A 24,308-nucleotide genomic window follows, 5' to 3' on the forward strand; every position below is an offset into this window, starting at 1 on the left:
AGGATAGGCCGCCGTCCGGGCACGGGGACGCATGATCGCGCAATGGCGCAGTTGGCGCACCGCCAACTCACTCGAACGAGTGACGGCGCATGCGAGCAGAACGGGAGCGGCCCCGGGAGCGCACGCTCCCGGGGCCGCTGAACTCCTTGCCCGAACCGCCCGGCCCGCCCTCGTCGACGGGTTCGCCGGGTGACCCGATCCGCCCGGTGGCCGCCTCGGCAGCCACGCGACGGAGCGTCACCGCGAGGCGGTCACTCCGCCGGGGCGCCGGCCTCGACCGGCGCGCCGGGGCGCCCGGCCGGCTCCTCGCCGGCCTCGTCCTTCGCCAACGTCGGTGCCGGCCGCGCGGACTCGGCGTGCACCTCGGGCGTGGTCTCCACCGCGACCACCAGCTGCTCGCCCGAGCGCTGCCCGGCCCGGATCGAGTCGATCCTGGCCAGCACCTTGCTGCGCAGATCGGCCGGGGTGTCGTCGCACCCGCAGGAGCGCTTGATCAGCGCCTTGATCGCCTGCTCCAGCCCGTACTGCTTCAGGCAGGGCGAGCACTCCTCGAAGTGCACCCGCAGCTTGGCGCAGTCACCCTCGGCCATCTCGTTGTCGAGGAATTCATAGAGGTGGTCGAGGACCTCGCCACACTCGGTTTCGTGCGGATCGCCGCAGCTCATGAGCCCGAGCCCTTCGCTTCCTGCCCTGCCCCGCTGCCGGCCGGGACGAGCCCGCGCTCACGGGCGTAATCCTCCAGCATGCCGCGCAGCTGACGGCGGCCGCGGTGCAGCCGGGACATCACCGTACCGATGGGAGTACCCATGATGTCCGCGATCTCCTTGTACGCAAAGCCTTCTACGTCCGCGAGGTAGACGGCGATCCGGAATTCCTCCGGGATCGCCTGCAGCGCGTCCTTCACATCGCTGTCGGGGAGGTGGTCGAGCGCCTGGGTCTCGGCCGAGCGCAGACCGGTCGACATGTGCGACTCGGCCCTGGCCAGCTGCCAGTCCTCGATCTCCTCCGCCGCGGTGCGCTGGGGCTCCCGCTGCTTCTTGCGGTACGAGTTGATGAACGTGTTGGTGAGGATGCGGTACAGCCAGGCCTTGAGGTTCGTGCCCTCACGGAACTGGTGGAAGGACGCGTACGCCTTGGCGAACGCCTCCTGGAGCAGGTCCTCCGCGTCGGCCGGGTTGCGCGTCATGCGCAGCGCCGCCGAGTACATCGGATCCAGGTAGCCCAGGGCGTCGCGCTCGAAGCGCTCCCGCCGGGCCTCCTCGCTCTCCTCCGACGACACCCGGTAGGTGTCCTCACCGATCGCCTCGGCCAGCTCCTCACCGGTGAGCGCCTCGCCCGCAGGCCGGACCTCGTCCGGGCCACGGCCCGGCTCGGCCTCGTGCTCGGTCCCGACGACCGGACCCACCTCCTCGGCATGACGGCCGCGGCCCACGGCGGGCCGCCCAGAAATGGAGGATATCGGGCTGACGGGCTTCTCGCCCGCGTCGATCCACTCCGACCACGAGGGGACGAACGCCGTGGCGGCCTCGCGCTCCTCAGGCCGTTCGGGGCACGCGATCGAACCCATCTGCCCTGCCTCTCACCGGTGATCGTGCTGACGAGGGTGTCAACCACACCGGCCGCGCCCGCATTCCCGCCCGCGCGCACCATTCACTCGCACGAGTGAGCGAGCGCGAACGCCCTGCTCAGGGCGGCCCCAGCGGCCCCCGCCTCACACCAGCCCCAGCACCCAGTCCCCCACCGCCGCGCAGATCAGGTCCAGCACCTCGTCCTGCCCCACCGGCGCCCGCTTGGGGACCTCGAAGCCGTGGCTGCCGTACGGCACCGCCACCAGCTCGTGCCCGGCCGGCAGCTCCGGGAACTCCTGCGGCCCGCCGAACGGATCCGCCGCGCTCTGCACCACCAGCGTCGGCAGCCCCGACTCCAGCAGCTCCTCCGCCCGGCTCTTCTCCGGCTTGCCCGGCGGGTGCAGCGGGAACGCCAGCGCCACCACGCCCACCGCCCCGGTGGCCGCCCCCGTCCGGCAGGCCACCCGGGCCCCGGCGCTGCGCCCGCCCACCACCAGCGGCAGGCCCTGCCCCGCCAGGTGCTCGGCGACCGGCCGCCAGCCGAGGTCCAGGGTCTTCGGCGCCGGGCCCAGCTTCTTGCCCGCCACCCGCCAGGGCTGCTCGACCAGCGCCACGGTGATCCCGCGCCCGGGCAGCGTCCCGGCCAGCGCCACCAGGTCCCGGGCCTCGATCCCGCCGCCCGCGCCGTGGCCGAGCGCCAGGACGGCCTTCGGCGCGGCCGCCCGGTGCAGGGTGATCCGGGCGTCCCCGGCCTCGGTGGGGACGAGTTCGGTGGTCGTGGTCATGTCCGCTCCTCCCGAGCGCTTCACAGCGGATTCGGATGCAGGTCAGAGATGCAGGTCAGAGAGGGGGGTCAGAACAGGGTGGTCTCGTACTCGACCTCGGTCCACGGCTCCTTGAGCTCCGGACCGTTGTTGCGGATGCTGCCGACCGCCGGTGACACCGGGGTGGCCAGCAGCGCACCTGGTGGCGGGGGTATCAGCAGCCGCCGCAGCCCGTCCGGGTCGGTCGAACGCGGGTCCAGCCACTCGTCCCAGGCCTCCGGGTCGAGGAACAGCGGCATCCGCTCGTGGATCGGCGCCAGCGACTCCTCGGCGTCCGTGGTGACGATCGTGAAGGTCACCAGCCAGGCCTCCGGGTGCCCGGCCGGCACCGCCCGGTTGCGCCAGAACTCGTACAGCCCGGCCAGCGCCAGCGGGGTCCCGTCGGCGCGGGAGACGAAGTACGGCTTCTTGCGCGCCTTGCCCCGCTCCCCCGGTACGGTCTGCCACTCGTAGTAGCCGTCCACCGGCAGGATGCACCGCCGGGCGGCGAAGGCCTGCCGGTACGAGGGCTTCTCGTGCACCGTGTCCGACCGGGCGTTGATCATCTTCGCCGCCGTCTCCGCGGTGTTCGACCACTGCGGCACCAGCCCCCAGCGCAGCACCCGCAGCTGCCGCACCGCCCGCGGCTGCTCCCGGCCCATCCGCTCCAGCACCACGAAGGCGCTGTTGGTGGGCGCGACGTTCCAGTTCGGGTCGAGGGTCTCCTCGGGATCCCACTGCTCGACATCGAACAGCTCGACGATGGACTCGGGCTTGATGCTGGCTGCGAACCGACCGCACATGCGGGCCAGCTTGTCATGCCGCCCCTTCTCACCACCTCTTCATCCGCGGACCAGAACCGCCCGCTCCCACCCGCCCGTCCCCGCATGGGAGGCTGCCCCGAACGGCCCAACGCAGCGAACGGAGGCGGGGAAGATCGCATGAGCTCCCACGACCAGACCCTCAGCGCCCTCTGGGACCAGGTCACCGGCACCCAGCCCGCCCCGCCGGGCTGGCTGGTCCTGGTCACCGGTGCCGTCGCCCTGTTCGCCGTCCTCGCCCGCCCGATCTGGCACGTCACCCGCAACGCCGTCACCATCGCCCACGAGGGCGGCCACGGCCTGGTCGCGCTCGCCACCAACCGCAAGCTGGCCGGCATCCGGCTGCACTCCGACACCTCCGGCCTCACCCTCTCCTACGGCCGCCCCACCGGCCCCGGCATGGTCCTCACCGCGGCCGCCGGCTACACCGCCCCCGCCCTGCTCGGGCTCGGCTGCGCCGCCCTGCTCGTCGCCGACCGGATCACCCTGCTGCTCTGGCTGGCGATCGTCCTGCTGCTGGCCCTGCTCCTGCGCATCCGCAACGCCTTCGGCCTCTTCATCGTGCTGGTCGCCGGCGGCGCCTTCTTCCTGGTCTCCTGGTTCGGCAGCGCCGAGGTCCAGGCCGGCTTCGCCTACCTCGGCTGCTGGTTCCTGCTGTTCGGCGCCGTCCGCCCCGTCCTGGAGCTGCAGCACCAGCGCCGGATCGGCTGGGCCCGGGACTCCGACGCCGACCAGCTCGCCCGGCTCACCCACGTCCCCGCGCTCGCCTGGGTCACCGTCTTCCTGCTCGTCGCCCTCGCCTGCCTCGCCCTCGGCGCGAGCTGGCTGCTCCAGCCGCTCCAGTAGCGGGGTCACGGCCCCCGGCCACCCGGCCCCTAGACTTGCCACATGACCGAGACCCTGTGGCCCGCCCCCGTCGCGACCAGCCCCGTCGACGCCACCATCACCATCCCCGGCTCCAAGTCGGTCACCAACCGGGCCCTGGTGCTGGCGGCGCTCGCCGCGAAGCCCGGCTGGGTGCGCCGCCCGCTGCGCAGCCGCGACTCCCAGCTGATGGCCGACGGCCTGCGCGCCCTCGGCGTCACCATCGAGGAGACGGTCAACAACGACGCCGGCGGCACCGGCGGCGGCGAGGCCTGGCGGGTCATCCCCGCCCCCGCCCTGCTCGGCCCCGCCTCGGTCGACGTGGGCAACGCCGGCACGGTCATGCGCTTCCTGCCCCCGCTCGCCGTCCTCGCCGACGGCCCGGTCCACTTCGACGGCGACCCGCGGTGCTACGAGCGCCCCCAGCACGGCGTGATCAACGCCCTGCGCGCGCTCGGCGCCCGGATCGAGGACGGCGGCCGCGGCGCCTTCCCGCTCACCGTCCACGGCACCGGCTCGCTGGACGGCGGCCCGGTCGAGCTGGACGCCTCCTCCTCGTCCCAGTTCGTCTCCGCCCTGCTGCTCTCCGGCGCCCGCTACCACCACGGCATCGAGGTCCGGCACGTCGGCGGCCCGGTGCCGTCGCTGCCGCACATCCGGATGACCGTGGAGATGCTGCGCAAGGCCGGCGCCCAGGTCGACGCGCCCGAGGACGGCGGCGAGAAGGACGTCTGGCGGGTCACCCCGGGCGCCCTGATCGGCCGCGACCTGGTGGTCGAGCCGGACCTCTCCAACGCCGCGCCGTTCTTCGCCGCGGCCCTGGTCACCGGCGGCCGGGTCACCGTGCGGGACTGGCCCAAGCACACCACCCAGCCCGGCGACCAGCTGCGCGAGATCTACACCCGGATGGGCGGCGCCTGCGAGTTCACCGACGAGGGCCTGCAGTTCACCGGCACCGGCCGGATCCACGGCATCGAGGCCGATCTGCACGACGTCGGCGAGCTCACCCCGGTGATCGCCGCCGTCGCCGCGCTCGCCGACTCCGAGTCCCACCTGTACGGCATCGCCCACCTGCGCCTGCACGAGACCGACCGGCTCGCCGCGCTCGCCAAGGAGATCAACGACCTGGGCGGCGACGTCACCGAGACCGAGGACGGCCTGCGGATCCGCCCGCGCCCGCTGCACGGCGGCGTCTTCCACACCTACGAGGACCACCGCCTGGCCACCGCCGCCGCGGTGCTCGGCCTCGCCGTGCCCGGCGTGGAGGTGGAGAACGTCGCCACCACCGCCAAGACCCTCCCCGACTTCCCCGGGATGTGGGCCGAGCTGCTCGGCGAAGCGACGGCGGACGTCTGAGCGGAGACTGAGCACATGCGCCGCTACGGCAAGGACGCCGACGAGGACGACATCCGCAACCGCCCCGCCCGCCGGGGCTCCCGGCCGCGGACCCGCATCCGGCCCAAGCACGAGGACGCCGCCGAGGCGATGGTGCTGACCGTCGACCGCGGCCGGCTCACCTGCCTGGTCGACCCGGGCACCAAGCAGGAGCGCGAGGTCGTCGCCATGAAGGCCCGCGAGCTGGGCCGCAAGGGGGTCGTCGTCGGCGACGTGGTCAACCTGGTCGGCGACCTCTCCGGGGACACCGACACCCTCGCCCGGATCGTCCGGGTCGAGGAACGCAGCTCGGTGCTGCGGCGCACCGCGGACGACGACGACCCGTACGAACGGATCGTCGTCGCCAACGCCGAGCAACTGGCCATCGTCACGGCTCTGGCCGACCCGGAGCCGCGCCCCCGGCTGATCGACCGCTGCCTGGTGGCCGCCTACGACGCGGGCATGGAGCCGCTGCTGGTGCTCACCAAGTCCGACCTGGCCCCGGCCGCGACGCTGCTGGACTCCTACGCCCCGCTCGGCATCCAGTACGTGGTCACCCGCCGCGACGAGCTGGAGACCACCGGCGCCGAGGCCGTCCGGGAGTACCTGCGCGGACGCTCCACGGTGTTCATCGGGCACTCCGGCGTCGGCAAGACCACCCTGGTCAACGCCCTCGTCCCGGACCGCCAGCGGCAGACCGGCCACGTCAACGCGGTCACCGGCCGCGGTCGGCACACCACGGTCTCCGCCCTGGCCCTGCGGCTGCCCCCGCCGCCCGGCGCCAAGCCCGGCTCCAAGAAGGCCCTGGACCCGGGGTGGGTGATCGACACCCCCGGCTTCCGCTCCTTCGGCCTCTCGCACATCGACCCGTCCCGGGTCATCCTCGCCTTCCCCGACCTGGAGCCCGGCACCGTCGACTGCCCGCGCGCCTGCAGCCACGACGAACCGGACTGCGCCCTGGACGCCTGGGTCGCCGACGGCCACGCCGAGGCCGCCCGGCTCTACTCGCTGCGCCGCCTGCTGGCCAGCAAGGAGGCCCGCGAGGGCGACTGAGCCCCCGCCCGCCCCCTGTCCGTGGCCCGTTCGAGGTGTCGGACCGCCCCCGCCTGGCGATCATAGGAAGGTCGGGCCGGGTACGGTCCGACCGTCGATCCACTGGGAGGGCACACGATGGCATGGGCCCTGGTGATCCTGGCCGGCCTGCTGGAGACCGGCTTCGCGATCAACCTCAAGCTCAGCGAGGGCTTCACCAAGCTCTGGCCCACCATCAGCTTCTGCGTGTTCGCCCTCGGCAGCTTCGGCCTGCTGACCCTCTCCCTGAAGAGCCTCCCGGTCGGCCCCGCCTACGCGGTCTGGACGGGCATCGGCGCGGCCGGCACCGCCATCTACGGGATGGCCTTCCTCGACGAGACCACCTCGGTGCTCAAGCTGGTCTCGATCTCCCTGGTGATCGCCGGCGTCATCGGCCTGCAGCTCAGCGGCACGGCGCACTGAGGTGTCGCCCACTCGCCTCGGGGGGCGCTCCTGGCCCGGTGCCGACGCGTTCGGGACACCCCGTCCCGCTCCGCGAGCCCGGCTGTGCCGATCGGGGCGGGCTCGCTAGTGTTTCGGACATGGCCGACTACCACGACGATCTCCGACTCGCCCATGTCCTCGCCGACTCGGCCGACTCGGTCACCCTGGAGCGCTTCCGCGCCCTCGACCTGCAGATCGAGACCAAGCCGGACCTCACCCCGGTCAGCGACGCCGACAAGGCCGCCGAGGAGCTCGTGCGCAGCGTGCTCCAGCGCGCCCGCCCGCGCGACGCGGTCCTGGGCGAGGAGTTCGGCCTGCAGGGCTCCGGCCCGCGCCGCTGGGTGATCGACCCGATCGACGGCACCAAGAACTACATCCGCGGCGTCCCGGTCTGGGCGACGCTGATCGCCCTGCTGGAGGACGGCCCGGACGGCGTCGAGCGCCCGGTGGTCGGCATCGTCTCCGCCCCCGCGCTGCAGCGCCGCTGGTGGGCGGCCAAGGACCTCGGCGCCTTCGCCGGCCGCAGCCTGGCCAAGGCCTCCCGGATCCACGTCTCCGGCGTCTCCCGGATCGAGGACGCGTCCTTCTCCTACTCCTCGCTCACCGGCTGGGAGGAGCGCGGCCGCCTGGACCCGTTCCTGGACCTCACCCGCGCCTGCTGGCGCACCCGGGCCTACGGCGACTTCTGGTCGTACATGATGGTCGCCGAGGGCGCCGTGGACATCGCCGCCGAGCCCGAGCTGTCGCTGTGGGACATGGCGGCCAACTGCGTCATCGTCGAGGAGGCCGGCGGCCGCTTCACCGGCCTGGACGGCGTCCCCGGCCCGGGCGGCGCCGACGCCGTCGCCTCCAACGGCCTGCTGCACGACGAGACGCTGCGCCGCCTCTCGGTCTGACACCGCCCGGAACCGGCGGCTCCCCGCCCCGAGCGGGCGCGCCCGTGGATGCAGGCCCTGTGACCAGTGGGAGCTGGTCACAGGGCCTGCCGCTTTCTCGGCCCGGCTGCGGCTACTGCTTGCGCAGCTCCCGGACCGCCGCGTCCAGCCGCTGCCCGTAGTCGGCGTCGGCCTTGCGGAAGTTGTCGATCGCCCGGTCCACGATGTCCTCGCGGTCGGCCGAGACCTTGGCGATGAACCCGGCCAGGTTGGCGATCAGCCGCTGCTTCTCGTCCTCCGAGAACAGCCGGTACAGGGTGCCGGCCTGCACGAAGTCGTCGTCCTCGGCGTGCGAGGGCGCCCCGTGGTTGCCGGTGACGCCGTCGACGGCGGTGGCGGCCCACAGCGGGCGGCCGGTCTGCACCGGGCCGCCGAAGCTGTTCGGCTCGTAGTTCTTCTGCCGGCCGTGGCGCCCGTCGTACAGGTGGCCGTCGCGGCTGTTGGTGCGGGCCTCGGTGGCGTGCGGGCGGTTCACCGGCAGGTGGTCGGCGTTGATGCCGACCCGGTAGCGGTGGGCGTCGGCGTACGCGAACAGGCGGCCCTGGAGCATCTTGTCCGGGGACGGGCCGATGCCGGGCACGAAGTGCGCCGGGGAGAAGACCGACTGCTCGACCTCGGCGAAGACGTTGTCGGGGTTGCGGTTGAGCTCCAGCTTCCCGATCTCGATCGGCGGGTAGTCGGCGTGCGGCCAGACCTTGGTCAGGTCGAAGGGGTTGAAGCGGTAGGTCGCCGCGTCGGCCGCCGGCATGATCTGGACCTGCACCGTCCAGCTGGGGAACTCGCCGCGCTCGATCGACTGGCGCAGGTCGCGCTGGTGGCTGTCCGGGTCCTCCCCGGCGAGGGCGTTGGCCTCGGCCTGGGTGAGGTTGCGGATGCCCTGGTCGGTCTTGAAGTGGTACTTGACCCAGAAGTGTTCGCCGGCCTCGTTCTGCCACTGGTAGGTGTGCGAGCCGTAGCCGTTCATGTGCCGGTACGAGGCCGGGATGCCGCGGTCGCCGAACAGCCAGGTGACCTGGTGGGTCGCCTCGGGCGACAGGCCCCAGAAGTCCCAGACGTTGTCGGCCTCCTGCGAGCCGGTGTACGGGTCGCGCTTCTGGGTGTGGATGAAGTCCGGGAACTTGATGGCGTCCTTGATGAAGAACACCGGGGTGTTGTTGCCGACGAGGTCGTAGTTGCCCTCCTCGGTGTAGAACTTCAGCGCGAAGCCGCGCGGGTCGCGCACGGCGTCGGCCGCGCCGAGGTTGCCCGCGACGGTGGAGAAGCGCAGGAAGACCTCGGTCTGCTTGCCGACCTCGGACAGGAAGGCCGCCCGGGTCCACGGCGTCACGTCGGCGGTGACGGTGAAGGTGCCGTACGCCCCGGCGCCGCGGGCGTGCACCACGCGCTCCGGGATCCGCTCGCGGTTGAAGTGCGCGAGCTTCTCGAACAGCAGCTGGTCCTGGATCAGGGCGGGGCCGCCGACGCCCGCGGTCTCGGTGTTCTGGTTGTCGGCGACGGGGGCACCCGCCTCCGTGGTGAGGGTCGGGCGCAGCTCGTCCTGCGTGGTCATAACGGGTGCCTCCACGGGTCCGGTCGTGATGACACGATCCTAACTTGGACTTTGTCCAAGTCAATACTGGAAGCAATACCGGACACTGACCTACTCTGGTTGCCATGAACGACCTGCTGGAGCGACTGCGCGAACGCGGCTGGCGGCTGACCTCGCAGCGCCGGGTCGTGGCCGAGGTCCTCGGCGGCGAGCACGTCCACCTCACCGCCGACGAGGTGCACGCCCGCGCCGCGGCCCGACTGCCCGAGATCAGCCGCGCCACCGTCTACAACACGCTCGGCGAGCTGGTCGCCCTCGGCGAGGTCCTGGAGGTCGCCACCGACGGCCGCGCCCGGCGCTACGACCCCAACGCGCACCGCGCCCACCAGCACCTGGTCTGCTCCGGCTGCGGCACGATCCGCGACGTCCACCCGCACGGCGACCCGCTCGCCGCGCTGCCCGCGGCCGAGCGCTTCGGCTTCACCGTCACCGCCGCCGAGGTCACCTACCGCGGCCTGTGCCCGGACTGCCGCCCGCAGTACGGCAGTTGACCCGCCCGCACGCCCACCCGGACCATCCCGGCCCCCGGGCCACCCCGGCCGCAACGGCCCCTCGGCGCCCCGACCTCTCGGCCTCTCGGCCCCTCCTCGGCCGCTACGCGCTCAGCTCCGCGTGCAGCGCGCCCAGCAGCCGCCCGGCCCGCTCCGCGACCTCGGCCGGCCCCTGGTCGATCGCCCGCCGGCACCAGTTCTCCGCCTGCACCGGCTCGCCCCGGCGCAGCGCCAGCAGCGCCAGCCGCAGCGCGGCCCGCCCGTGCCCGGCGTCGGCGGCCCGGGTGTACCAGAGCATCGCCTCGGCCTCGCTGTCCTGCCGGGCCAGCAGCAGCCCCAGGTTGAACGCGGCGCTGCGGCTGCCGGCCTCGGCGGCCCGCCGGTACCAGCTCTCGGCGATCTCCAGCGCCCCGCGCTCGGCGGCCCGCACGCCCATCCGCACCTGCGCCCGCCGGTGCCCGGCGTCGGCGGCCAGCGCGTACCAGTGCTCGGCCTCGGCGTCGGCGTCCCCGCGCCGGTCCAGCAGCGAGGCCAGCCGGAACGCGCCCTCGGCCGAACCGCCCGCCGCCGCCTGCCGGTAGCGCTCCAGCGCCCCCGCCAGGTTGCCGCGCTGCTCCTGGACGACCGCGAGCTGCAGGGCGGCCTCGCCGTGCCCCTCGGCGGCGGCCCGCGCGTACCACTCCTGGGCCTGCCGCTGCTCGCCGCGCCCGGCGTACAGCACCCCGAGGTTGAAGGCGCCGTCCACGCTGCCGGCCTCGGCGGCCTTGGAGAACCACGGTTCGGCGCCGGACTCGTCGCCGCGCTGCAGCAGCACCACGGCCAGCGCGTTGCAGGCCTCCCGGTGCCCGGCGTACGCGGCCCGGCGGTACCACTGCTCGGCCTGCTGCTCGCGGCCGGTGCCGGCGCAGAGCAGGCCGAGGTTGAAGGCCCCGTTCTGGTCGCCCGCGTCCAGGGCGGCGCGGTACCAGCGCTCGGCCTCCTTGGCCTCGCCACGGCTCGCGTGCAGGGCGCCGAGCGCGTTGGCGGCGTTGCCGTCCCCCGCCTCGGCGGCCTCCTGCCACCACTCGGCGGCGGTCGCGATGTCCCCGGAGTCGCGCAGCAGGAAGCCCAGCGCGCAGGCCGCGCGCGGCTCCCCGTTCTGCGCGGCCTGCCGGTACCAGCGGGCCGCCTCCTCCAGCAGCGACGGCTCGGTGCGGGCGCGCTCCTCCAGCAGGACGCCCAGGCGCAGCGCGGCGCGGGCGTGGCTGCGGGCGGCGGCGGTGCGGTACCAGGCCTCGGCGGTCTCCTTGTCCCCGGCGGCCTCGCGCATCCGGGCGAGCCGGTAGGCGGCCTCCCGGTGCCCGGCGTCGGCGGAGACCTTGAACCAGCGCTCGGCCCGGACGTCCCGCCGGTGCTCCATCAGGTCGCCCAGCGCGTAGGCGCCGAGCGGGTGGCCGTGGTCGGCGGCGAAGTGCAGCCAGTACTCCGCGGCCTCCTCCTCGCCCTGGTCGCGCAGCTGCAGCCCGAGCGCGTGCGCGGCGGGGGCGCTGCCCGCGACGGCGGCGTGGCGCCACCACTGGCCGGCCTCGGCCCGGTGGCCCTGCTGGTGCAGCAGCACGCCGAGGTTGTTGGCGGCCGCGCGCACCCCGGCCGCGGCGGCGGCGCGCAGGTACGGTTCGGCGTCCTCCAGGTCGCCGCGGCGCAGCAGCAGGGTGCCCACCCGGCTGGCGGCGTCCGGGTCCCCGCCGTCGGCGGCCTGCCGGTGGCGGGCCTCCAGGGCGGCGGACTCGCGGGCGGCCAGCGCGCTCTCGAAGCTGGTGGGGTCCAGGCCCGCCGGGTCGAGCGCGGCGCCGGCGGCCGGCTCCTCGCCGGCGGGCTCCCCGTACGCGCCGACGGCGGCGGCGAACTGACGGCTGGACACGTGGACCAGGCTGTCGGGGCCGTAGCCCGGGGTGGGGCGCTCGGACAGCCCGCTGGTGCGCTGGGCCGGGAGGGCTCCGGGCCGGTTCTCGGGGCTCTCGGCGCTCTCCGCCCAGGCGTCGGTGTCCGCCTCGGCCGCCGCCCCGGACTTGGCGCCTGACTTGCCGATCAGCCTCATGCCGACTCCCGCTCCCCCAGAGTGTCGCGGCATCGTGCCCCGGCGTGCGACCGGGGGGACTCCCAGGAGAGGCGCCGGACCCGACGGCTGATCAGCAGCCGTGCACCGTCCCCCATGTGTCCCATCGTCGCATCACCCGCTACCCGCGTACACCTGCCCCGGCCGAATTCGAGCGGAGCCGACCCGAAGCCGACGAAATTGCTTCGGCGCTTTGTCGATTTCCCGACACTTCAACCTCACAAACCCCGCTGCCGTCCTCCTTGGCGACGGTCGATAGTACCGGAGCGGTTCCCACCGCTTGTGTGCGAAACCATCCCGGGAAACACCAGAGGCCCGGAGGAAGGATCCTCCGGGCCTCTGGCCTTTGTAGCGGGGACAGGATTTGAACCTGCGACCTCTGGGTTATGAGCCCAGCGAGCTACCGAGCTGCTCCACCCCGCGTCGGTGGTTAAACCATAGCACGGTCGCGGGGTGGAACGGAAAACGGTTACCGCAGCTCAGCGGGGCCACCGCCGAGCGGCGGCCGTCGCTAGGGCTTGGGGCTCGGCGATCCGCCGCCGGTGGCGCCGGGGGCGGGGGTGCCGGTCGGGGCGGGGGCCGGGCTGCCGCCGCGGGCCGCCTCGGCCGCCTTCAGCGCCTCGCCGAGCGCCTTCTGGGCGTTGCCGTAGGCCACCCAGTCGCCGTTCTTGAACGCCGTCTGGCTGTCGTTGTACGCCTTCTCCGCGTCCGCCAGCGCCTTCTGCAACTCCGGCGAGATCGTCCCGCCCGGCGTCGGCGTGGCCGGCGCGGTGGGCGTGGGCGTCGTCGGGGTGGACGGGTTCGACGGGTTCGACGGGTTGGCCGGCACCGAGGGGTTGGACGAGGAGGCGACCGGCGTGGCCGGCGGGGCACCCTCGCCGAACAGCTTCTTCAGCGCGTCCGCCAGGGTGTTCTCGAACGCCACGTTGTCGTCCCCGTACACCGCCAGGACCTTCTGCAGCGTCGGGTACTTGGCGCCGCGTCCGCGCACGTACACCGGCTCGACGTTGAGCAGTCCGCCGCCGACCGGCAGGGTCAGCAGGTTGCCGTACTCCAGGTCCGAGTCGCCGCCGCTCTTCAGCAGCGTGATCTGCTGGGCCACTTCCTGGCGCGAGTTGAACTTCGACTGCACCAGGCCGGGGCCGGGGGCACCGATGTCACCCGTCATCTTCAGGATCCGGATCTTCCCGTAGTCCGGCCCCGGGTCCGCGTTGACGGACATGAACGCCGCCAGGTTGGGGCGCCCGTTGGGCACGAAGGTGCTGGTGAGCGAGAAGCTCGCGGCGGCGGCGTCGGGCATCCGGACCGTCACGTAGTACGGCGGCTGGACCTGCTTGGTGTCACTGGTCGGGTCCACCGGGACCTGCCAGATGTCGGAGCCGTTGAAGAAGGAGTTGGCGTCCGTCACGTGGTACTGGCCGAGCAGGTCGCGCTGCACCTTGAACATGTCCTGCGGGTAGCGCAGGTGCGGCAGCAGCGTCGACGGGATGTCCGCCTTCGGCTCGACGGTGCCCGGGAACGCCTTCATCCAGGTCTTCAGCACCGGGTCCTGCTCGTCCCACTGGTAGAGCTTCACCTCGCCGGTGTACGCGTCCACCGTGGCCTTGACCGAGTTGCGGATGTAGTTGACCTGGTTGGCGACCGTCAGCAGCTCACCGCGCTGGTTGGTCAGCGAGTCCTTGGTGGCGGTGCCCAGCGTGGTCTTCGAGGAGAACGGGAAGCCGTCCGAGGTGGTGTAGCCGTCCAGCACCCACACCACCCGGCCGTCCTGCACCACCGGGTACGGGTCGGCGTCGATCGACAGCCACGGCGCGACCTTCTCCACCCGCTCCTTCGGCGTCCGGTTGTAGATCACCTTGGCGCCGTCGCTGATCGCCCCCGCGTAGAGGATCTGCGGCTCGGCGAAGCGCACCGCGTAGGCGGCCCGGGTCAGCGGGTTGTCCAGCGAGACGCCGCCGGCGCCGGAGTACACGTACTCCTTGTTCTCGCCGGCCTTGGTGGTGTAGTCGATCTCCTTGTTCGAGCCGCCGACGATCGAGTACGTCGTCGTCTTCTCGCCGTAGTAGATCCGCTGCTCGTAGTCGCCCAGCGCACCGGTGGCCGGCAGACCCGACTCGGTGAACACCGGCTCGCCCTTGTCGTTGACCTGGTTGCCCTTGGCCACCACCGCGCCGTAGCCGTGGGTGTACTTGAAGTGGTCGTTGATCCAGTTGCGCTGCACGCCGTTGAGGTCGAGCTCGCGCAGGCCGACCACGCTGTCCTGCTTGTCCGCGCCCGAGCCGTAGCGGTCCACGGCCAGCGTGTTCGGGAAGGCGTAGTAGTTGCGCTGCTGCTCGATCGACTGGAAGGTCGGCGAGACGATGTTCGGGTCCAGCAGGCGGATGTCCGCGACGGTCTGCGCGTCCGGCTTCAGCGCGTCGGCGGTCGTCGCGCCCTGCGGGGTGTACGGCGTGGTCTGCGAGGCCGCGATCCCGTACGCCTGGCGCGTGGCGTCGATGTTCTTCTGGATGTACGGCGTCTCCTTGGCCTGCTCGTTCGGCTTGACCTGGAACTGCTGCACGATGGCCGGGTACAGGCCGCCGATCAGCACCGCCGAGAGCACCATCAGCCCCAGCCCGATCAGGGCCGGCGCCCAGGTGCGGCGGATCGGGGTCAGGAAGAACAGCACCGCGCAGATGATCGCGACGAAGAACAGGATGGTCTTGGCCGGCAGGAACGCGTTGGCGTCCACGTAGCGCAGGCCCGTCCAGCCCGAGACGCCCTTGTACGAACCCGTCTTGACCGCCAGCGCGTACCGGTCCAGCCAGTAGGCGACGGCCTTCAGCAGCACGAACACGCCCAGCAGCACCGCCAGGTGCCCCTGCGCGCCCGCACTCGCCCGCCGGCCCGGGCCCTGCAGCCGCAGCCCGCCGTACAGGTAGTGCACCAGCGCCGAGGTCAGCAGCGAGACGATCACCGCGCTGAACGCGAAGCCCAGCACGAACTCGTAGAACGGCAGGTCGAAGGCGTAGAAGGAGACGTCCATGCCGAACTGGGCGTCCTTCTCGCCGAAGGACGTCGCGTTGGTCCACATCAGCCAGGTCCGCCACTGGCCGGACGCCGCGGCGCCCGCCACCAGGCCGATCACCAGCGAGACGCCGATCAGCGCCCAGCGCTTGAACGGCGCCAGGCCCGCCCGGTAGCGGTCCAGGCTCTGCTGCTCCACCGACATCGCCGACAGCGGCGGCCGCAGCCGGTGCGCCAGCCAGATGTTGAAGCCGACGGTCGCCGCCATCAGCAGGCCGAAGACCGCGAACAGCCCGATCTTCGTCCACAGCTGGGTGGTGAACACCGAGGAGTAGTGGACCGACCTGAACCACAGCCAGTCCGTCCAGAAGCCCGCGAACATGACGAACAGCAGGAAGAGCACCGCGAGCACGCCCACCGTCAGCAGGGCCACCCGCGCCCGCCGCGAGGGCGGGCCCACCCTTCGCCGGAAACCCGGTCCTGAGCGTTCCGGCATCTGGAATACCACGGTGGCACCTCAGCTGTGTCGTCTGGATATCGGTCGGTCGTCAGAGCAACTTAACCAGGCTTCGGCCGAGTTCCCACCGTTAGCGGACGGTTACTACGCGGCCCCCGCTCCCGGCCCCCGCCGGGGCGGCGGCCCACCCCGGCGGAGCCGCCCGGCGAGCGCGCCCCGCCCGGCGTGTGAGGATTGAGGCATGTCCGACGCGTCTGATCTGAACAACTCCCCCGACGACGTCTCCAAGCTCCCGGCCGCCTCCCCGCTCACCCGGGCCGCGCTGGAGATCGACGAGTACGCCGCCACCCTCGGCTGGGACCTCCCGGCCCGACTGTTCGCCCTGGTGGACAGCGCCGCGCTGCGCAAGGCCGATCCCCGGATCGCCAAGCAGCTCGGCCTCGCCGAGGACGACGAGCCCGGCCTCACGCCGGTCGAGCAGGACGAGCTGCCGGCCGGCATGGAGCTCGACAAGTTCCTCGGCACCATCGCCTGGCCGGACGCCGTGGCCGGCTGCGCCCTGGTCGTCGAGCGCCTGATGCTGCCCCCGGGCGCCGAGCAGTCCCGTCCGCGGGGCGCCTCCGACGCCCAGCTCGCCGAGTGGGTGGCCAACCACCCCAAGCGCGAGGAGGTGCGGATCACCGCCGCCGTGCTGCGCGACGGCAAGAAGGAGATCGCCCTGCGACTGCGCTCCAAGGACGTCGCCCGCGAGGTGCTGACCGGCCCGGACCTGGTGCCCGGCCTGACCGACGCGCTGCTGGCGACCTTCGCGTAGGTCGACCGCGAGGGCGCCCGGCCGCCGCCGCCCGCAACGCCCGCAGCGGCCCTCCGCGCGGTCCTGCCGCCGGGACTACTCGGCGCAGGACGGCAGCGCGGAGGTCTGCCCGGAGCGGACCTGCTCCAGCGACTTCAACGCGCTGTCCAGGGTGTCCGTCTTGATCAGGGTCAGCCCCGACGGGATGTTCTTGGTGGCCTCGGCGCAGTTCGAGGACGGGGTGAAGAAGTACTCGGCCCCGGCGTCCCGGGCGGCGATCAGCTTCATCGATATCCCGCCGATCGGGCCGACCTTGCCGTCGTCGTCGATGGTGCCGGTGCCCGCGACGAAGCGGCCGCCGGTGAGGTCGCCGCCCGGGGTCAGCTTGTCGATGATGCCGAGCGAGAACATCAGCCCGGCGCTCGGGCCACCGACGTCCTGCAGCCCTATGTCGATCTGGAACGGGTAGGTGTGCCGGATCCCGGTGCCGATGCCGACCACCGCGAGCTCGGCCCGCTCGGCCGGGGCCTTGGGGTCGAGGTCCTTGGCCCGGACGGTCGGGACGGTGACGTCCGTCTTCGTCCCCGGGGCGGCCGCGGCGTTCCCGGCGGCGTCCTTGACCCGCGGCACGACGGTGAAGACCACCGACTCGCCCGGCTTGTGCTTGGTCACCACGGCGACCACCTGCTCGACCGAGCCGACCGGCGTGCCGTCGACGGCGACGATCTGGTCGCCCGCGTGCAGCTTGCCCTCGGCCGGGGCGCCGGCGGTGACCGACTTGACGATCAGCTCGCTGCCGACCGGGATGCCCAGCTGCTTGAGCGCCGCGGTACGGGCGCTGTCCTCGGAGGAGGCGAACTCCTCGGCGTTCTGCTTCTTCGCCTCGGCGTCCGACTGCCCCTTCGGGTAGACGTTGTCGTGCGGCACGACCAGCACGTCGTCGCGCAGCCAGCCGACCACCGCGTTGACCAGGCTGGGCTCGTACTTGGCCCCGGTGACCTGGACGGTCGTCATGTTGAGGTGCCCGGTGGTCGGGTAGGAGTCGTGCCCGGCGATGCTGATCACCGGCTTGCCGCCCTGGTTGCCGAGCGTGTTGTACGTCGGCCCCGGGCTCATCTCCGTGTACGGCACCTTCATCAGCACCGAGACGCAGAGCAGCGCTATGAGCAGCAGGGTGGCAGCGAGCATCGTCGCGGAGCGGCGTGGCATGCCTCGACAGTACGGGACGCGGATGAAGCCGCGCCCGCCGGGCTACCGGCCGGAGCGCTCGCCGGGGGCGGCGGCTCCCGCGGTGGTGCGTTCCATGGCGGCCATGAAGCGCCGGTGTTCGGCGAGGGAGGCCGGGTCCCCGGTGGCCCGCGGGGCCCGCTGGGCCCATCCCGCCCAGAGGGCCGCGACCAGGACGGCGACAACCGGAATGATCAACCAGGCGAGCGCACCCATGTCAGTACTCCCAGCTCGTCGTGTCTATGAGCAGATTAACCACTCCGGCGGACAACGCGGCCGGCGCCGTCCGGGTTACGGGACGGCCGATCGGCTCACTTCCAGGGAGTATTCGGGGCGCCGCCGCGAACCCGTTCGAGTGAGACCCCGGCGCGCCTGACCCGACAGACGCGCGGGGTGTGCGGACGGTTCCGCGGGGTGCGGGCCTCAGCAGCCGCCGGCGCCGACCCACTCCTCCTCGCCGTCGGTGAAGACCTGGTGCTTCCAGATCGGCACCTCGTGCTTGAGGTCGTCGATCAGCCGGCGGGCGGCCGCGAAGGCCTCGCCGCGGTGGGCGCAGGAGACCGCGACGATCACGGCCTTGTCGGTGATCTCCAGCCGGCCGACCCGGTGGACCGCGGCGAGCGCCTTGACCGGGAAGTCGGCGCACACCTTCTCGGCGATCCGCCGCATCTCCTGCTCGGCGGTGGGGTGGCAGCTGTACTCCAGCGCGGTCACCGACTTGCCGCCGTCGTGGTCACGGACCGTCCCGACGAAGACGGTGGTGCCGCCGGCCGCGTCGTCGCCGACCGCCTCGTACACCTCGTCCAGCGAGAGCGGGGTGTCGCGGATGGCGAGCAGGCGGATGGGGTCGTGGTTCTCGGACATGACCCCATGATTCCCCATCGGGGCCCGTCGGAGGCAAGTGTCTTCCGCATCACGATGTGGCAATTTCGCATCGTGAGAAAACGCGGGAGCCGCGAGAAACGGCGCCGGTCCACCGCCCGGCACCGCACCACGCGGGCCCCGCGTCAGAACCGGCGCCGCTTGCGGGCCCGGCGCACCAGCGCCGCCGTACCGACCAGCGCCACCGTCGCCCCGGCCGCCCCCAGGCTGGTCGCGGCCTCCTTCCCGCCCAGCCGGCGCCCGGCCACCGCGTGCTTGCCGGACACCTGGGCCAGCAGCTCGGCCAGCACCTGCTCGTTGGTGTGCGCCGGACGCCAGCCCGCTTCGTGCAGCCGGCTGCCGGACACCACCCAGGGGTACATCGTGTACGCCAGGTCCCCGGCCGGCGCCGGGGTCAGGCCCAGCCGGTGCAGCCGGGCCGCCGTGCCGAGCGCCAGCGCGGCCGGCAGCTCCATCCGCCGGATCCCCGACAGCCGCTCCACGTCCTCCTGCTCCAGCCAGCCGTCGCAGCCGACCGTCACCTCGCCCTCGACCAGGCCCAGCGCCGCGTACTCCAGCGCCGCCGACAGGTCGTCCACGTGGCAGAACTGCCAGCACGGGCGGGAGCCGGCCACCACCAGCAGCCGGGGCGCCTCGAAGTGCCGGGTCAGCACGGTGTCCACCCCGGGGCCGACCACCACGGCCGGGCGCAGCACCGTGACCTGCAGCCCGGGGTGGGCGCGCGGCGCCCGGCGGGCCAGCCGCTCGATCTCCAGCAGGTCCCCGACCAGCGAGGCCTCCTCGGTCGCCCGCAGCTCGGAGTCCTCGGCCAACGGCACCTCGTTGTCGGCCAGCGCGCCGTAGACCATCGCCGAGGTGCACAGCACCACCCGGTGCACCCCGGCCGCGGCGGCCGCGGTCAGCACCGTCTGGGCGCCGCGCACGTTGTAGGCGCTGCGGGCCCGCGGATCCGACTCCATGCCGAAGTCCATCGCCAGGTGCACCACCACGTCGACCCCGGCCAGCCGTTCGGCCACCGCCGGGTCCCGCACGTCGAGCACCCGCCAGTGCACACCCGGGACCTCGCCGCGCCGGTCGTCCACCGCCAGGACCTTCTTCACGTGCGGGGAGGCGACCAGTCGCGCCGCGACCCGCTCGCCCAGCACGCCCGCGGCGCCGGTCACCGCCACGGTCAGCGGCCGTCCGCCGTAGGCTGGAGGCGGTGACGCCGTGGTGTCCGACGCGTCCTCTCCTCCGGTCAGCCCAGAGCGAACGTCCGAAGGCGGGGAACTCACCGGCCATCCTCCACGGTTAGCTTATGTGCGTACGGACGTGTGTCACGTACGTCCATCCTGCCCGAGGCGAAGGCCCGGCGGTGCACCCGGCGCGGGCCAGCCGCGCGGGAGCCGCCCCCGAGTCCCCCACTCCGCCGCCGCCCCGGGCGCAGACTTTTCCGCCACACCCGCATGACGGCCGACCGGATCGAGGACCCCGTGAGCGACCTTCCCTTCGGATTCGGCGTTCCGCCCGAGGAGCCCGAGGACGGCAAGGCCAAGCCCGACGACGCGCAGAAGAAGAAGGACCAGGACCAGTCCGGCTCCGGCCCGCAGCCGTTCGGCTTCGGGGGCGCCAACCCCTTCGGCGCGATGTTCGGCCTCCCCGGCGCCCCGGGCGGCCCCGGCGGCGCCGGTGCCGACAACCCCTTCGCCGCGATGTTCGGCGGGATGAACCCCGGCGACCTCGGCGCCGCGTTCCAGCAGCTCGGGCAGATGCTCTCGTTCGAGGGCGGCCCGGTGAACTGGGACCTCGCCACGAACATCGCCCGGCAGACCGTGGTCGCCGAGCCCGCCGAGGGCAAGAGCAAGGACCGCTCGGTCAGCGACGCCGAGTGCTCCGCCGTCGCCGAGGCCGTCCGGCTGGCCGACCTCTGGCTCGACGGCTCCACCGAGTTCCCCTCCGGCGCCGGCACCGCCGTCGCCTGGAGCCGCGCCGAGTGGATCGAGGCCACCCTCCCGGTCTGGAAGGACCTGGTCGACCCGGTCGCCGAGCGGGTCGGCAACGCCATGGGCGGCATCCTGCCCGAGGAGATGCAGGCCATGGCCGGCCCGCTGATGGGCATGATGCGCTCCATGGGCGGCGCCATGTTCGGCACCCAGATCGGCCAGGCGCTCGGCGCGCTGGCCGGCGAGGTGGTCGGCTCCGCCGACGTCGGCCTGCCGCTCGCCCCGGCCGGCAAGGCCGCGCTGCTGCCGCAGAACGTCGCCGAGTTCGGCGAGGGCCTGAGCGTGCCCGCCGACGAGGTCCGCCTCTACCTCGCCCTGCGCGAGGCCGCCCACCAGCGGCTCTTCGCCCACGTGCCGTGGCTGCGCGCCCACCTGCTGGGCGCCGTCGAGGCCTACGCCCGCGGCATCAAGGTCGACACCTCCCGCATGGAGGAGCTGGTCGGCCAGCTCGACCCGACCAACCCCGAGGCACTCCAGGACGCGCTGGCCGGCGGCCTGCTCCAGCCCGAGGACACCCCCGAGCAGAAGGCCGCGCTCGCCCGCCTGGAGACCGCGCTCGCGCTGGTCGAGGGCTGGGTCGACGCCGTCGTCCACGCCGCCGCCGAACCGCACCTGCCGCAGGCCGGCGCGCTGCGCGAGACCGTCCGCCGCCGCCGCGCGGCCGGCGGGCCCGCCGAGCAGACCTTCGCCACCCTGGTCGGCCTGGAGCTGCGCCCGCGCCGGCTCCGCGACGCCTCCCGGCTGTGGGCACTGCTCGCCGACGCCCGCGGCGTCGAGGGCCGGGACGCGCTCTGGGAGCACCCGGACATGCTGCCCACCGCCGCCGACCTCGACGACCCGGACGCCTTCGTGCACCGGGACACCGCGGACGGCCTGGAGGGCGGGATCGACTTCGACGCGCTCGACAAGCTGCTCGGCGAGGCCGCGGCCGGCAAGCCCGACCTCACCAAGGGCGACGGCGAGCCGAAGAACGACGGCACCGACTCCGACGGGAAGGGCGAGCCCACCGCATGACGGACACCGAGACGTCCGCGTCCACCCTGCACGCGGACGCCGTCCGCACGCTGTCCGCCTGGCGCCCCGCCGAGGAGGACCAGGAGCGGCTGCGACTGGACTACCTGGAGCACCTGGCCGCGCAGCCCGAGGGCCTGTACCGGTCCTGCCTGCCCGCGCACATCACCGCGAGCGCGGCGGTCGTCGACCCGGCGGCCGGGCGGGTGCTGCTCACCCTGCACCCCAAGGTCGGCCTGTGGCTGCAGATGGGCGGCCACTGCGAGCCCGGCGACGGCGACCTCGCCTCGGCCGCGCTGCGCGAGGCCGTCGAGGAGTCCGGCATCCCCGACCTGGTCCTGCTGGAGTCGGACGGCGCCCCCGTCCCGGCCAAGCTGGACCGCCACCAGGTCCGCTGCACCGGCAAGGACCGGCCGGAGAACACCCACCTGGACGTCCAGTACATCGCGCTGGCCCCGGCCGGCGCGCAGGCGCTGATCAGCGAGGAATCGCTGGACCTGCGCTGGTTCGACTTCGACCGGCTGCCGGAGCTCACCGACCACTCGGTGCGCGACCTGGTGGCCCGCGCGCGGCGGCTCACCGGCTGAGGCACGACACGAGAAGGGGGCGCGGGCCACTGTGGCCCGCGCCCCCTTCTCGTCTCTGCTCCGCTCCTCGTGACGAGCTCCGCCCACCCGCCGCCGCTCCCGGCCGGTGTCAGCCGCAGGAGCCGGCCGGACCCGACCCCGGGTCGGCGTGCCGGGCACCGGGGATGTGCGGCAGCCGCGCGGCCGACACCACGCCCTCCAGGTACCCCCGGGCCCGCTCGGTCCGGGGGTAGGCCTCCAGCAGCGCCCAGAACGCCGGGCCGTGGTCCGGCACCAGCAGGTGCGCCAGCTCGTGCAGCAGCACGTAGTCCAGCACGTACTCCGGCATGCCCTGCAGGCGGTGGGAGAGGCGGATCGTCCCCTCGCTCGGGGTGCAGGAACCCCAGCGCGAATTCTGGTTGGTGACCCAGCGGACCTGGGTGGGGTGGGCGCGATCGTCCAGGTAGGCGGCCGACAGCTCACGGGCCCGGGCCATCAGGGCCTCGTCCCCGGGGATCCGCCGGGACTCCTGGGCGGCGAGCTTCTCCAGCATCTGCGCGACCCAGCGCTGCTCCTCGGCGTGCGACATCCGGGCCGGGATCAGCACCACGGTGCGGTCGCCCTCGCGGTAGGCGGAGACCGTACGGCTGCGGCGGGCGCTGCGCCGCACCTCGACCCGCCGGCCGTCGTGCACCTCGGGGGAGAGCGCCCCGACGGGCGGATGCGGCGACGGCGCCGACCTCGACTGCTGCTCCGAGTGCTTCTGGTCCGGGCGCCCGCGCGTGTTCGGCGTCGCGACCTGCGCCCCGGACGCGGCACGGGCACGCCGACGCGACGCCGGTGGATGGGAGTCCCGCTCGGCTGCCATGGCACACGACGTTACCCGGTGGCACGGACAGAAGTCCGCTGCCGTGGCCGGAATCTTTCATGGAGTGATCGGGAACGAAAAGTCGACGGCGGGTGTCCGGAAACCGACGCCGGGGAGGATGGCCGGTTATCCACAGGGCGTGCGAACCAATGTTCTGATCATGTGCACGGTCCTGTGGATAACCTTCGGCACCCCGTCGCCGTGATGGGGCATGCTGCGGTCAGCCGTCCGGAAACGATCGGAAGGGAGATCGCCGTGCGCCTCGCTCTGAAGCCCGCCCTGTCCCGCAGCTGGCGGGACTCCGAGACCCTGCAGTTCGGCACCGTCACCCGCCACGCGGGGGTGCTCGGCAACGCCGACCCGACGCTGTGCGAGTTCCTCGGGCTGCTCGACGGCACCCGCGACCGGCCCGAGCTCATCGAGGCCGGCGAGCGGATCGGACTCGGCCGCGAGCCCGCCGACACCCTGCTCACCGAACTCGCGGAGACCGGGCTGCTGGACGACGCGGAGGCCGCCGAACGCGCGCTGGCCCGCTTCCCCCAGCCGCACCGGGAGCTGCTCGGGCCCGACCTCGCCTCGCTCTCCCTGGTGCACTCCGGCCCGGGTGCCGCGCCGGCCGTCCTGGCCCGCCGGGCCGACGCGCGGATCGAGGTGCGCGGCGCGGGCCGGGTCGGCGCCGCCGTGGCGGCGGTACTGGCCGCCGGCGGAGCGGGCAGCGTCACCGTCGCGGACGAGGGCCGGGTGAAGCCGGGCGACTGCTCCCCCGCCGGGCTCCCGCCCGGGGACGTCGGGCGGCTGCGCACCACGGCGGCCCGGGAGGCGGTGCGCCGCGCCGCGGGCCGTCCGATGGCGCCGCCACCGCGCCGCAGGCCCGGCGACCCGCCGCCGGACTTCGTGGTCCTCGCGCCCCGGGACGGCAGCGCCGCCTTCGCGGGCGGGACGTACGAGGCCAGGCTGCTGCTCCGGGCCGGGGTGCCGCACCTGTACGTGGGCGTGGTCGAGGAGTTCGGCGTCGTCGGGCCGCTGGTGGTCCCGGGGAAGTCGGCCTGCGGGCACTGCCTGGTGCTGCGGCGGGAGGACGAGGACGCCGCCTGGCCCCGGGTGCTGGCCCAGCTGGCCCACCAGGGGCCGGGCCGCGCCCCGACACCGGCCTGCGACACGGCCCTGGCGACGGCGGTCGCCGGGCTGGCCGCGCTGCAGGTGCAGGTGTACCTGGACGGCGGCCGGCCGCCGAGCGTGGACGGGTGGTGCGAGGTGTCGGCGGCGGACGGGATGGCCCGGCGGCTGCGGCTGCGCGGACATCCGGACTGCGGCTGCCTCTGGCAGCCGCTGCCACCGGCCTGAGCCGGAAGGGTCCGACTGAGCCGACCTGGGCATGGCTCGGCCTGGCCCGGCCTGGTCCGGCTCAGTCTGGTCTGGTCTGGTCCGGCTCGATCTGGTCTGCCCAAGACAGACCAGACGG

Annotated in this window: 22 protein-coding genes and 1 tRNA gene; 10 read left to right on the forward strand and 13 right to left on the reverse strand. The window is 73.4% G+C overall.

Annotated features, from left to right (window positions below):
- Positions 1–251: 251 nt before the first annotated feature.
- The 4 genes from rsrA to ACIRD3_RS21665 all read right to left on the reverse strand — a co-directional run bounded on the left by rsrA (position 252) and on the right by ACIRD3_RS21665 (position 3,174).
- Positions 252–665, reverse strand: a complete 414-nt coding sequence (rsrA, locus tag ACIRD3_RS21650; RefSeq protein ID WP_402218983.1) for a mycothiol system anti-sigma-R factor — start codon at positions 663–665, stop codon at positions 252–254.
- Entirely contained in the window at positions 662–1,405 is a 744-nt protein-coding gene (locus ACIRD3_RS21655; RefSeq protein WP_402219411.1) for a sigma-70 family RNA polymerase sigma factor, read from the reverse strand. Before ACIRD3_RS21655 ends, rsrA begins: the two co-directional genes overlap by 4 nt.
- Before the next feature lie 306 nt (positions 1,406–1,711).
- The gene (locus ACIRD3_RS21660) at positions 1,712–2,353 is read right to left on the reverse strand and encodes an alpha/beta family hydrolase (protein WP_402218986.1); all 642 of its coding nucleotides are present in this window, start codon (positions 2,351–2,353) and stop codon (positions 1,712–1,714) included.
- Between the two features lie 68 nt (positions 2,354–2,421).
- Complete coding sequence (locus tag ACIRD3_RS21665) at positions 2,422–3,174, reverse strand: SOS response-associated peptidase (protein ID WP_402218989.1); 753 nt, start codon at positions 3,172–3,174, stop codon at positions 2,422–2,424.
- 138 nt (positions 3,175–3,312) lie between these two features.
- Between ACIRD3_RS21665 and ACIRD3_RS21670 the strand changes: the two genes are divergently transcribed.
- From ACIRD3_RS21670 to hisN, 5 genes are all read left to right on the forward strand, one after another.
- Positions 3,313–4,038, forward strand: coding sequence for a M50 family metallopeptidase (locus ACIRD3_RS21670; RefSeq protein ID WP_402218991.1), 726 nt, complete (start codon positions 3,313–3,315; stop codon positions 4,036–4,038).
- A 42-nt stretch (positions 4,039–4,080) separates the two neighbouring features.
- Positions 4,081–5,412, forward strand: coding sequence for a 3-phosphoshikimate 1-carboxyvinyltransferase (aroA, locus tag ACIRD3_RS21675; RefSeq protein WP_402218994.1), 1,332 nt, complete (start codon positions 4,081–4,083; stop codon positions 5,410–5,412).
- Between the two features lie 15 nt (positions 5,413–5,427).
- A complete protein-coding gene (gene rsgA, locus ACIRD3_RS21680) occupies positions 5,428–6,483 on the forward strand; it encodes a ribosome small subunit-dependent GTPase A (RefSeq protein ID WP_402218996.1) in 1,056 nt (351 codons plus the stop codon).
- Between the two features lie 117 nt (positions 6,484–6,600).
- Positions 6,601–6,924 carry a DMT family transporter gene (locus ACIRD3_RS21685; RefSeq protein WP_402218998.1) on the forward strand — a complete coding sequence of 108 codons (324 nt, stop codon included), beginning with the start codon at positions 6,601–6,603 and terminating at the stop codon, positions 6,922–6,924.
- A 119-nt stretch (positions 6,925–7,043) separates the two neighbouring features.
- Positions 7,044–7,841 (forward strand): histidinol-phosphatase, encoded by a 798-nt coding sequence (gene hisN / locus ACIRD3_RS21690; RefSeq protein WP_402219001.1) that lies wholly within the window; start codon positions 7,044–7,046, stop codon positions 7,839–7,841.
- A gap of 112 nt (positions 7,842–7,953) precedes the next feature.
- On the opposite strand, the gene ACIRD3_RS21695 is transcribed toward hisN, so the two are convergent.
- Positions 7,954–9,429: a catalase gene (locus ACIRD3_RS21695; protein WP_402219004.1), complete on the reverse strand. Its 1,476-nt coding sequence runs from the start codon at positions 9,427–9,429 to the stop codon at positions 7,954–7,956.
- A gap of 104 nt (positions 9,430–9,533) precedes the next feature.
- Here ACIRD3_RS21695 and ACIRD3_RS21700 point away from each other — a divergent pair, with 104 nt between their 5' ends.
- The gene (locus ACIRD3_RS21700; RefSeq protein ID WP_402219007.1) at positions 9,534–9,959 is read left to right on the forward strand and encodes a Fur family transcriptional regulator; all 426 of its coding nucleotides are present in this window, start codon (positions 9,534–9,536) and stop codon (positions 9,957–9,959) included.
- A gap of 103 nt (positions 9,960–10,062) precedes the next feature.
- On the opposite strand, the gene ACIRD3_RS21705 is transcribed toward ACIRD3_RS21700, so the two are convergent.
- From ACIRD3_RS21705 to ACIRD3_RS21715, 3 genes are all read right to left on the reverse strand, one after another.
- A complete protein-coding gene (locus ACIRD3_RS21705; RefSeq protein ID WP_402219009.1) occupies positions 10,063–12,036 on the reverse strand; it encodes a tetratricopeptide repeat protein in 1,974 nt (657 codons plus the stop codon).
- A 367-nt stretch (positions 12,037–12,403) separates the two neighbouring features.
- Positions 12,404–12,477: transfer RNA gene (locus ACIRD3_RS21710), tRNA-Met, on the reverse strand.
- An 88-nt stretch (positions 12,478–12,565) separates the two neighbouring features.
- Positions 12,566–15,556, reverse strand: coding sequence for a UPF0182 family protein (locus tag ACIRD3_RS21715; protein WP_402219414.1), 2,991 nt, complete (start codon positions 15,554–15,556; stop codon positions 12,566–12,568).
- Positions 15,557–15,758: 202 nt separating this feature from the next.
- Here ACIRD3_RS21715 and ACIRD3_RS21720 point away from each other — a divergent pair, with 202 nt between their 5' ends.
- The gene (locus tag ACIRD3_RS21720) at positions 15,759–16,331 is read left to right on the forward strand and encodes a PPA1309 family protein (protein WP_402219012.1); all 573 of its coding nucleotides are present in this window, start codon (positions 15,759–15,761) and stop codon (positions 16,329–16,331) included.
- Positions 16,332–16,406: 75 nt separating this feature from the next.
- On the opposite strand, the gene ACIRD3_RS21725 is transcribed toward ACIRD3_RS21720, so the two are convergent.
- The 4 genes from ACIRD3_RS21725 to ACIRD3_RS21740 form a co-directional block, all read right to left on the reverse strand.
- Complete coding sequence (locus ACIRD3_RS21725) at positions 16,407–17,519, reverse strand: PDZ domain-containing protein (protein ID WP_402219015.1); 1,113 nt, start codon at positions 17,517–17,519, stop codon at positions 16,407–16,409.
- A gap of 42 nt (positions 17,520–17,561) precedes the next feature.
- The gene (locus ACIRD3_RS21730) at positions 17,562–17,753 is read right to left on the reverse strand and encodes a hypothetical protein (protein ID WP_402219017.1); all 192 of its coding nucleotides are present in this window, start codon (positions 17,751–17,753) and stop codon (positions 17,562–17,564) included.
- Positions 17,754–17,960: 207 nt separating this feature from the next.
- The gene (locus ACIRD3_RS21735; RefSeq protein ID WP_402219020.1) at positions 17,961–18,401 is read right to left on the reverse strand and encodes a molybdenum cofactor biosynthesis protein MoaE; all 441 of its coding nucleotides are present in this window, start codon (positions 18,399–18,401) and stop codon (positions 17,961–17,963) included.
- A gap of 143 nt (positions 18,402–18,544) precedes the next feature.
- Positions 18,545–19,693 (reverse strand): NAD-dependent epimerase/dehydratase family protein, encoded by a 1,149-nt coding sequence (locus ACIRD3_RS21740; protein ID WP_402219021.1) that lies wholly within the window; start codon positions 19,691–19,693, stop codon positions 18,545–18,547.
- A 198-nt stretch (positions 19,694–19,891) separates the two neighbouring features.
- Between ACIRD3_RS21740 and ACIRD3_RS21745 the strand changes: the two genes are divergently transcribed.
- Positions 19,892–21,415: a zinc-dependent metalloprotease gene (locus ACIRD3_RS21745; RefSeq protein WP_402219023.1), complete on the forward strand. Its 1,524-nt coding sequence runs from the start codon at positions 19,892–19,894 to the stop codon at positions 21,413–21,415.
- On the forward strand, positions 21,412–21,999 hold the full coding sequence (locus tag ACIRD3_RS21750; RefSeq protein WP_402219026.1) for an NUDIX hydrolase: 588 nt from the start codon (positions 21,412–21,414) through the stop codon (positions 21,997–21,999). The genes ACIRD3_RS21745 and ACIRD3_RS21750 overlap by 4 nt, the downstream gene beginning before the upstream one ends.
- 109 nt (positions 22,000–22,108) lie before the next feature.
- Here the strand turns inward: ACIRD3_RS21750 and ACIRD3_RS21755 are convergent, their stop codons facing one another.
- Positions 22,109–22,846 (reverse strand): M48 family metallopeptidase, encoded by a 738-nt coding sequence (locus ACIRD3_RS21755; protein ID WP_402219028.1) that lies wholly within the window; start codon positions 22,844–22,846, stop codon positions 22,109–22,111.
- Positions 22,847–23,101: 255 nt separating this feature from the next.
- Between ACIRD3_RS21755 and ACIRD3_RS21760 the strand changes: the two genes are divergently transcribed.
- Positions 23,102–24,190 carry a TOMM precursor leader peptide-binding protein gene (locus tag ACIRD3_RS21760; RefSeq protein WP_402219031.1) on the forward strand — a complete coding sequence of 363 codons (1,089 nt, stop codon included), beginning with the start codon at positions 23,102–23,104 and terminating at the stop codon, positions 24,188–24,190.
- Positions 24,191–24,308 lie beyond the last annotated feature (118 nt).

Origin of the sequence: Kitasatospora sp. NPDC093550 (assembly GCF_044764985.1) — a bacterium.
Classification (GTDB): domain Bacteria; phylum Actinomycetota; class Actinomycetes; order Streptomycetales; family Streptomycetaceae; genus Kitasatospora.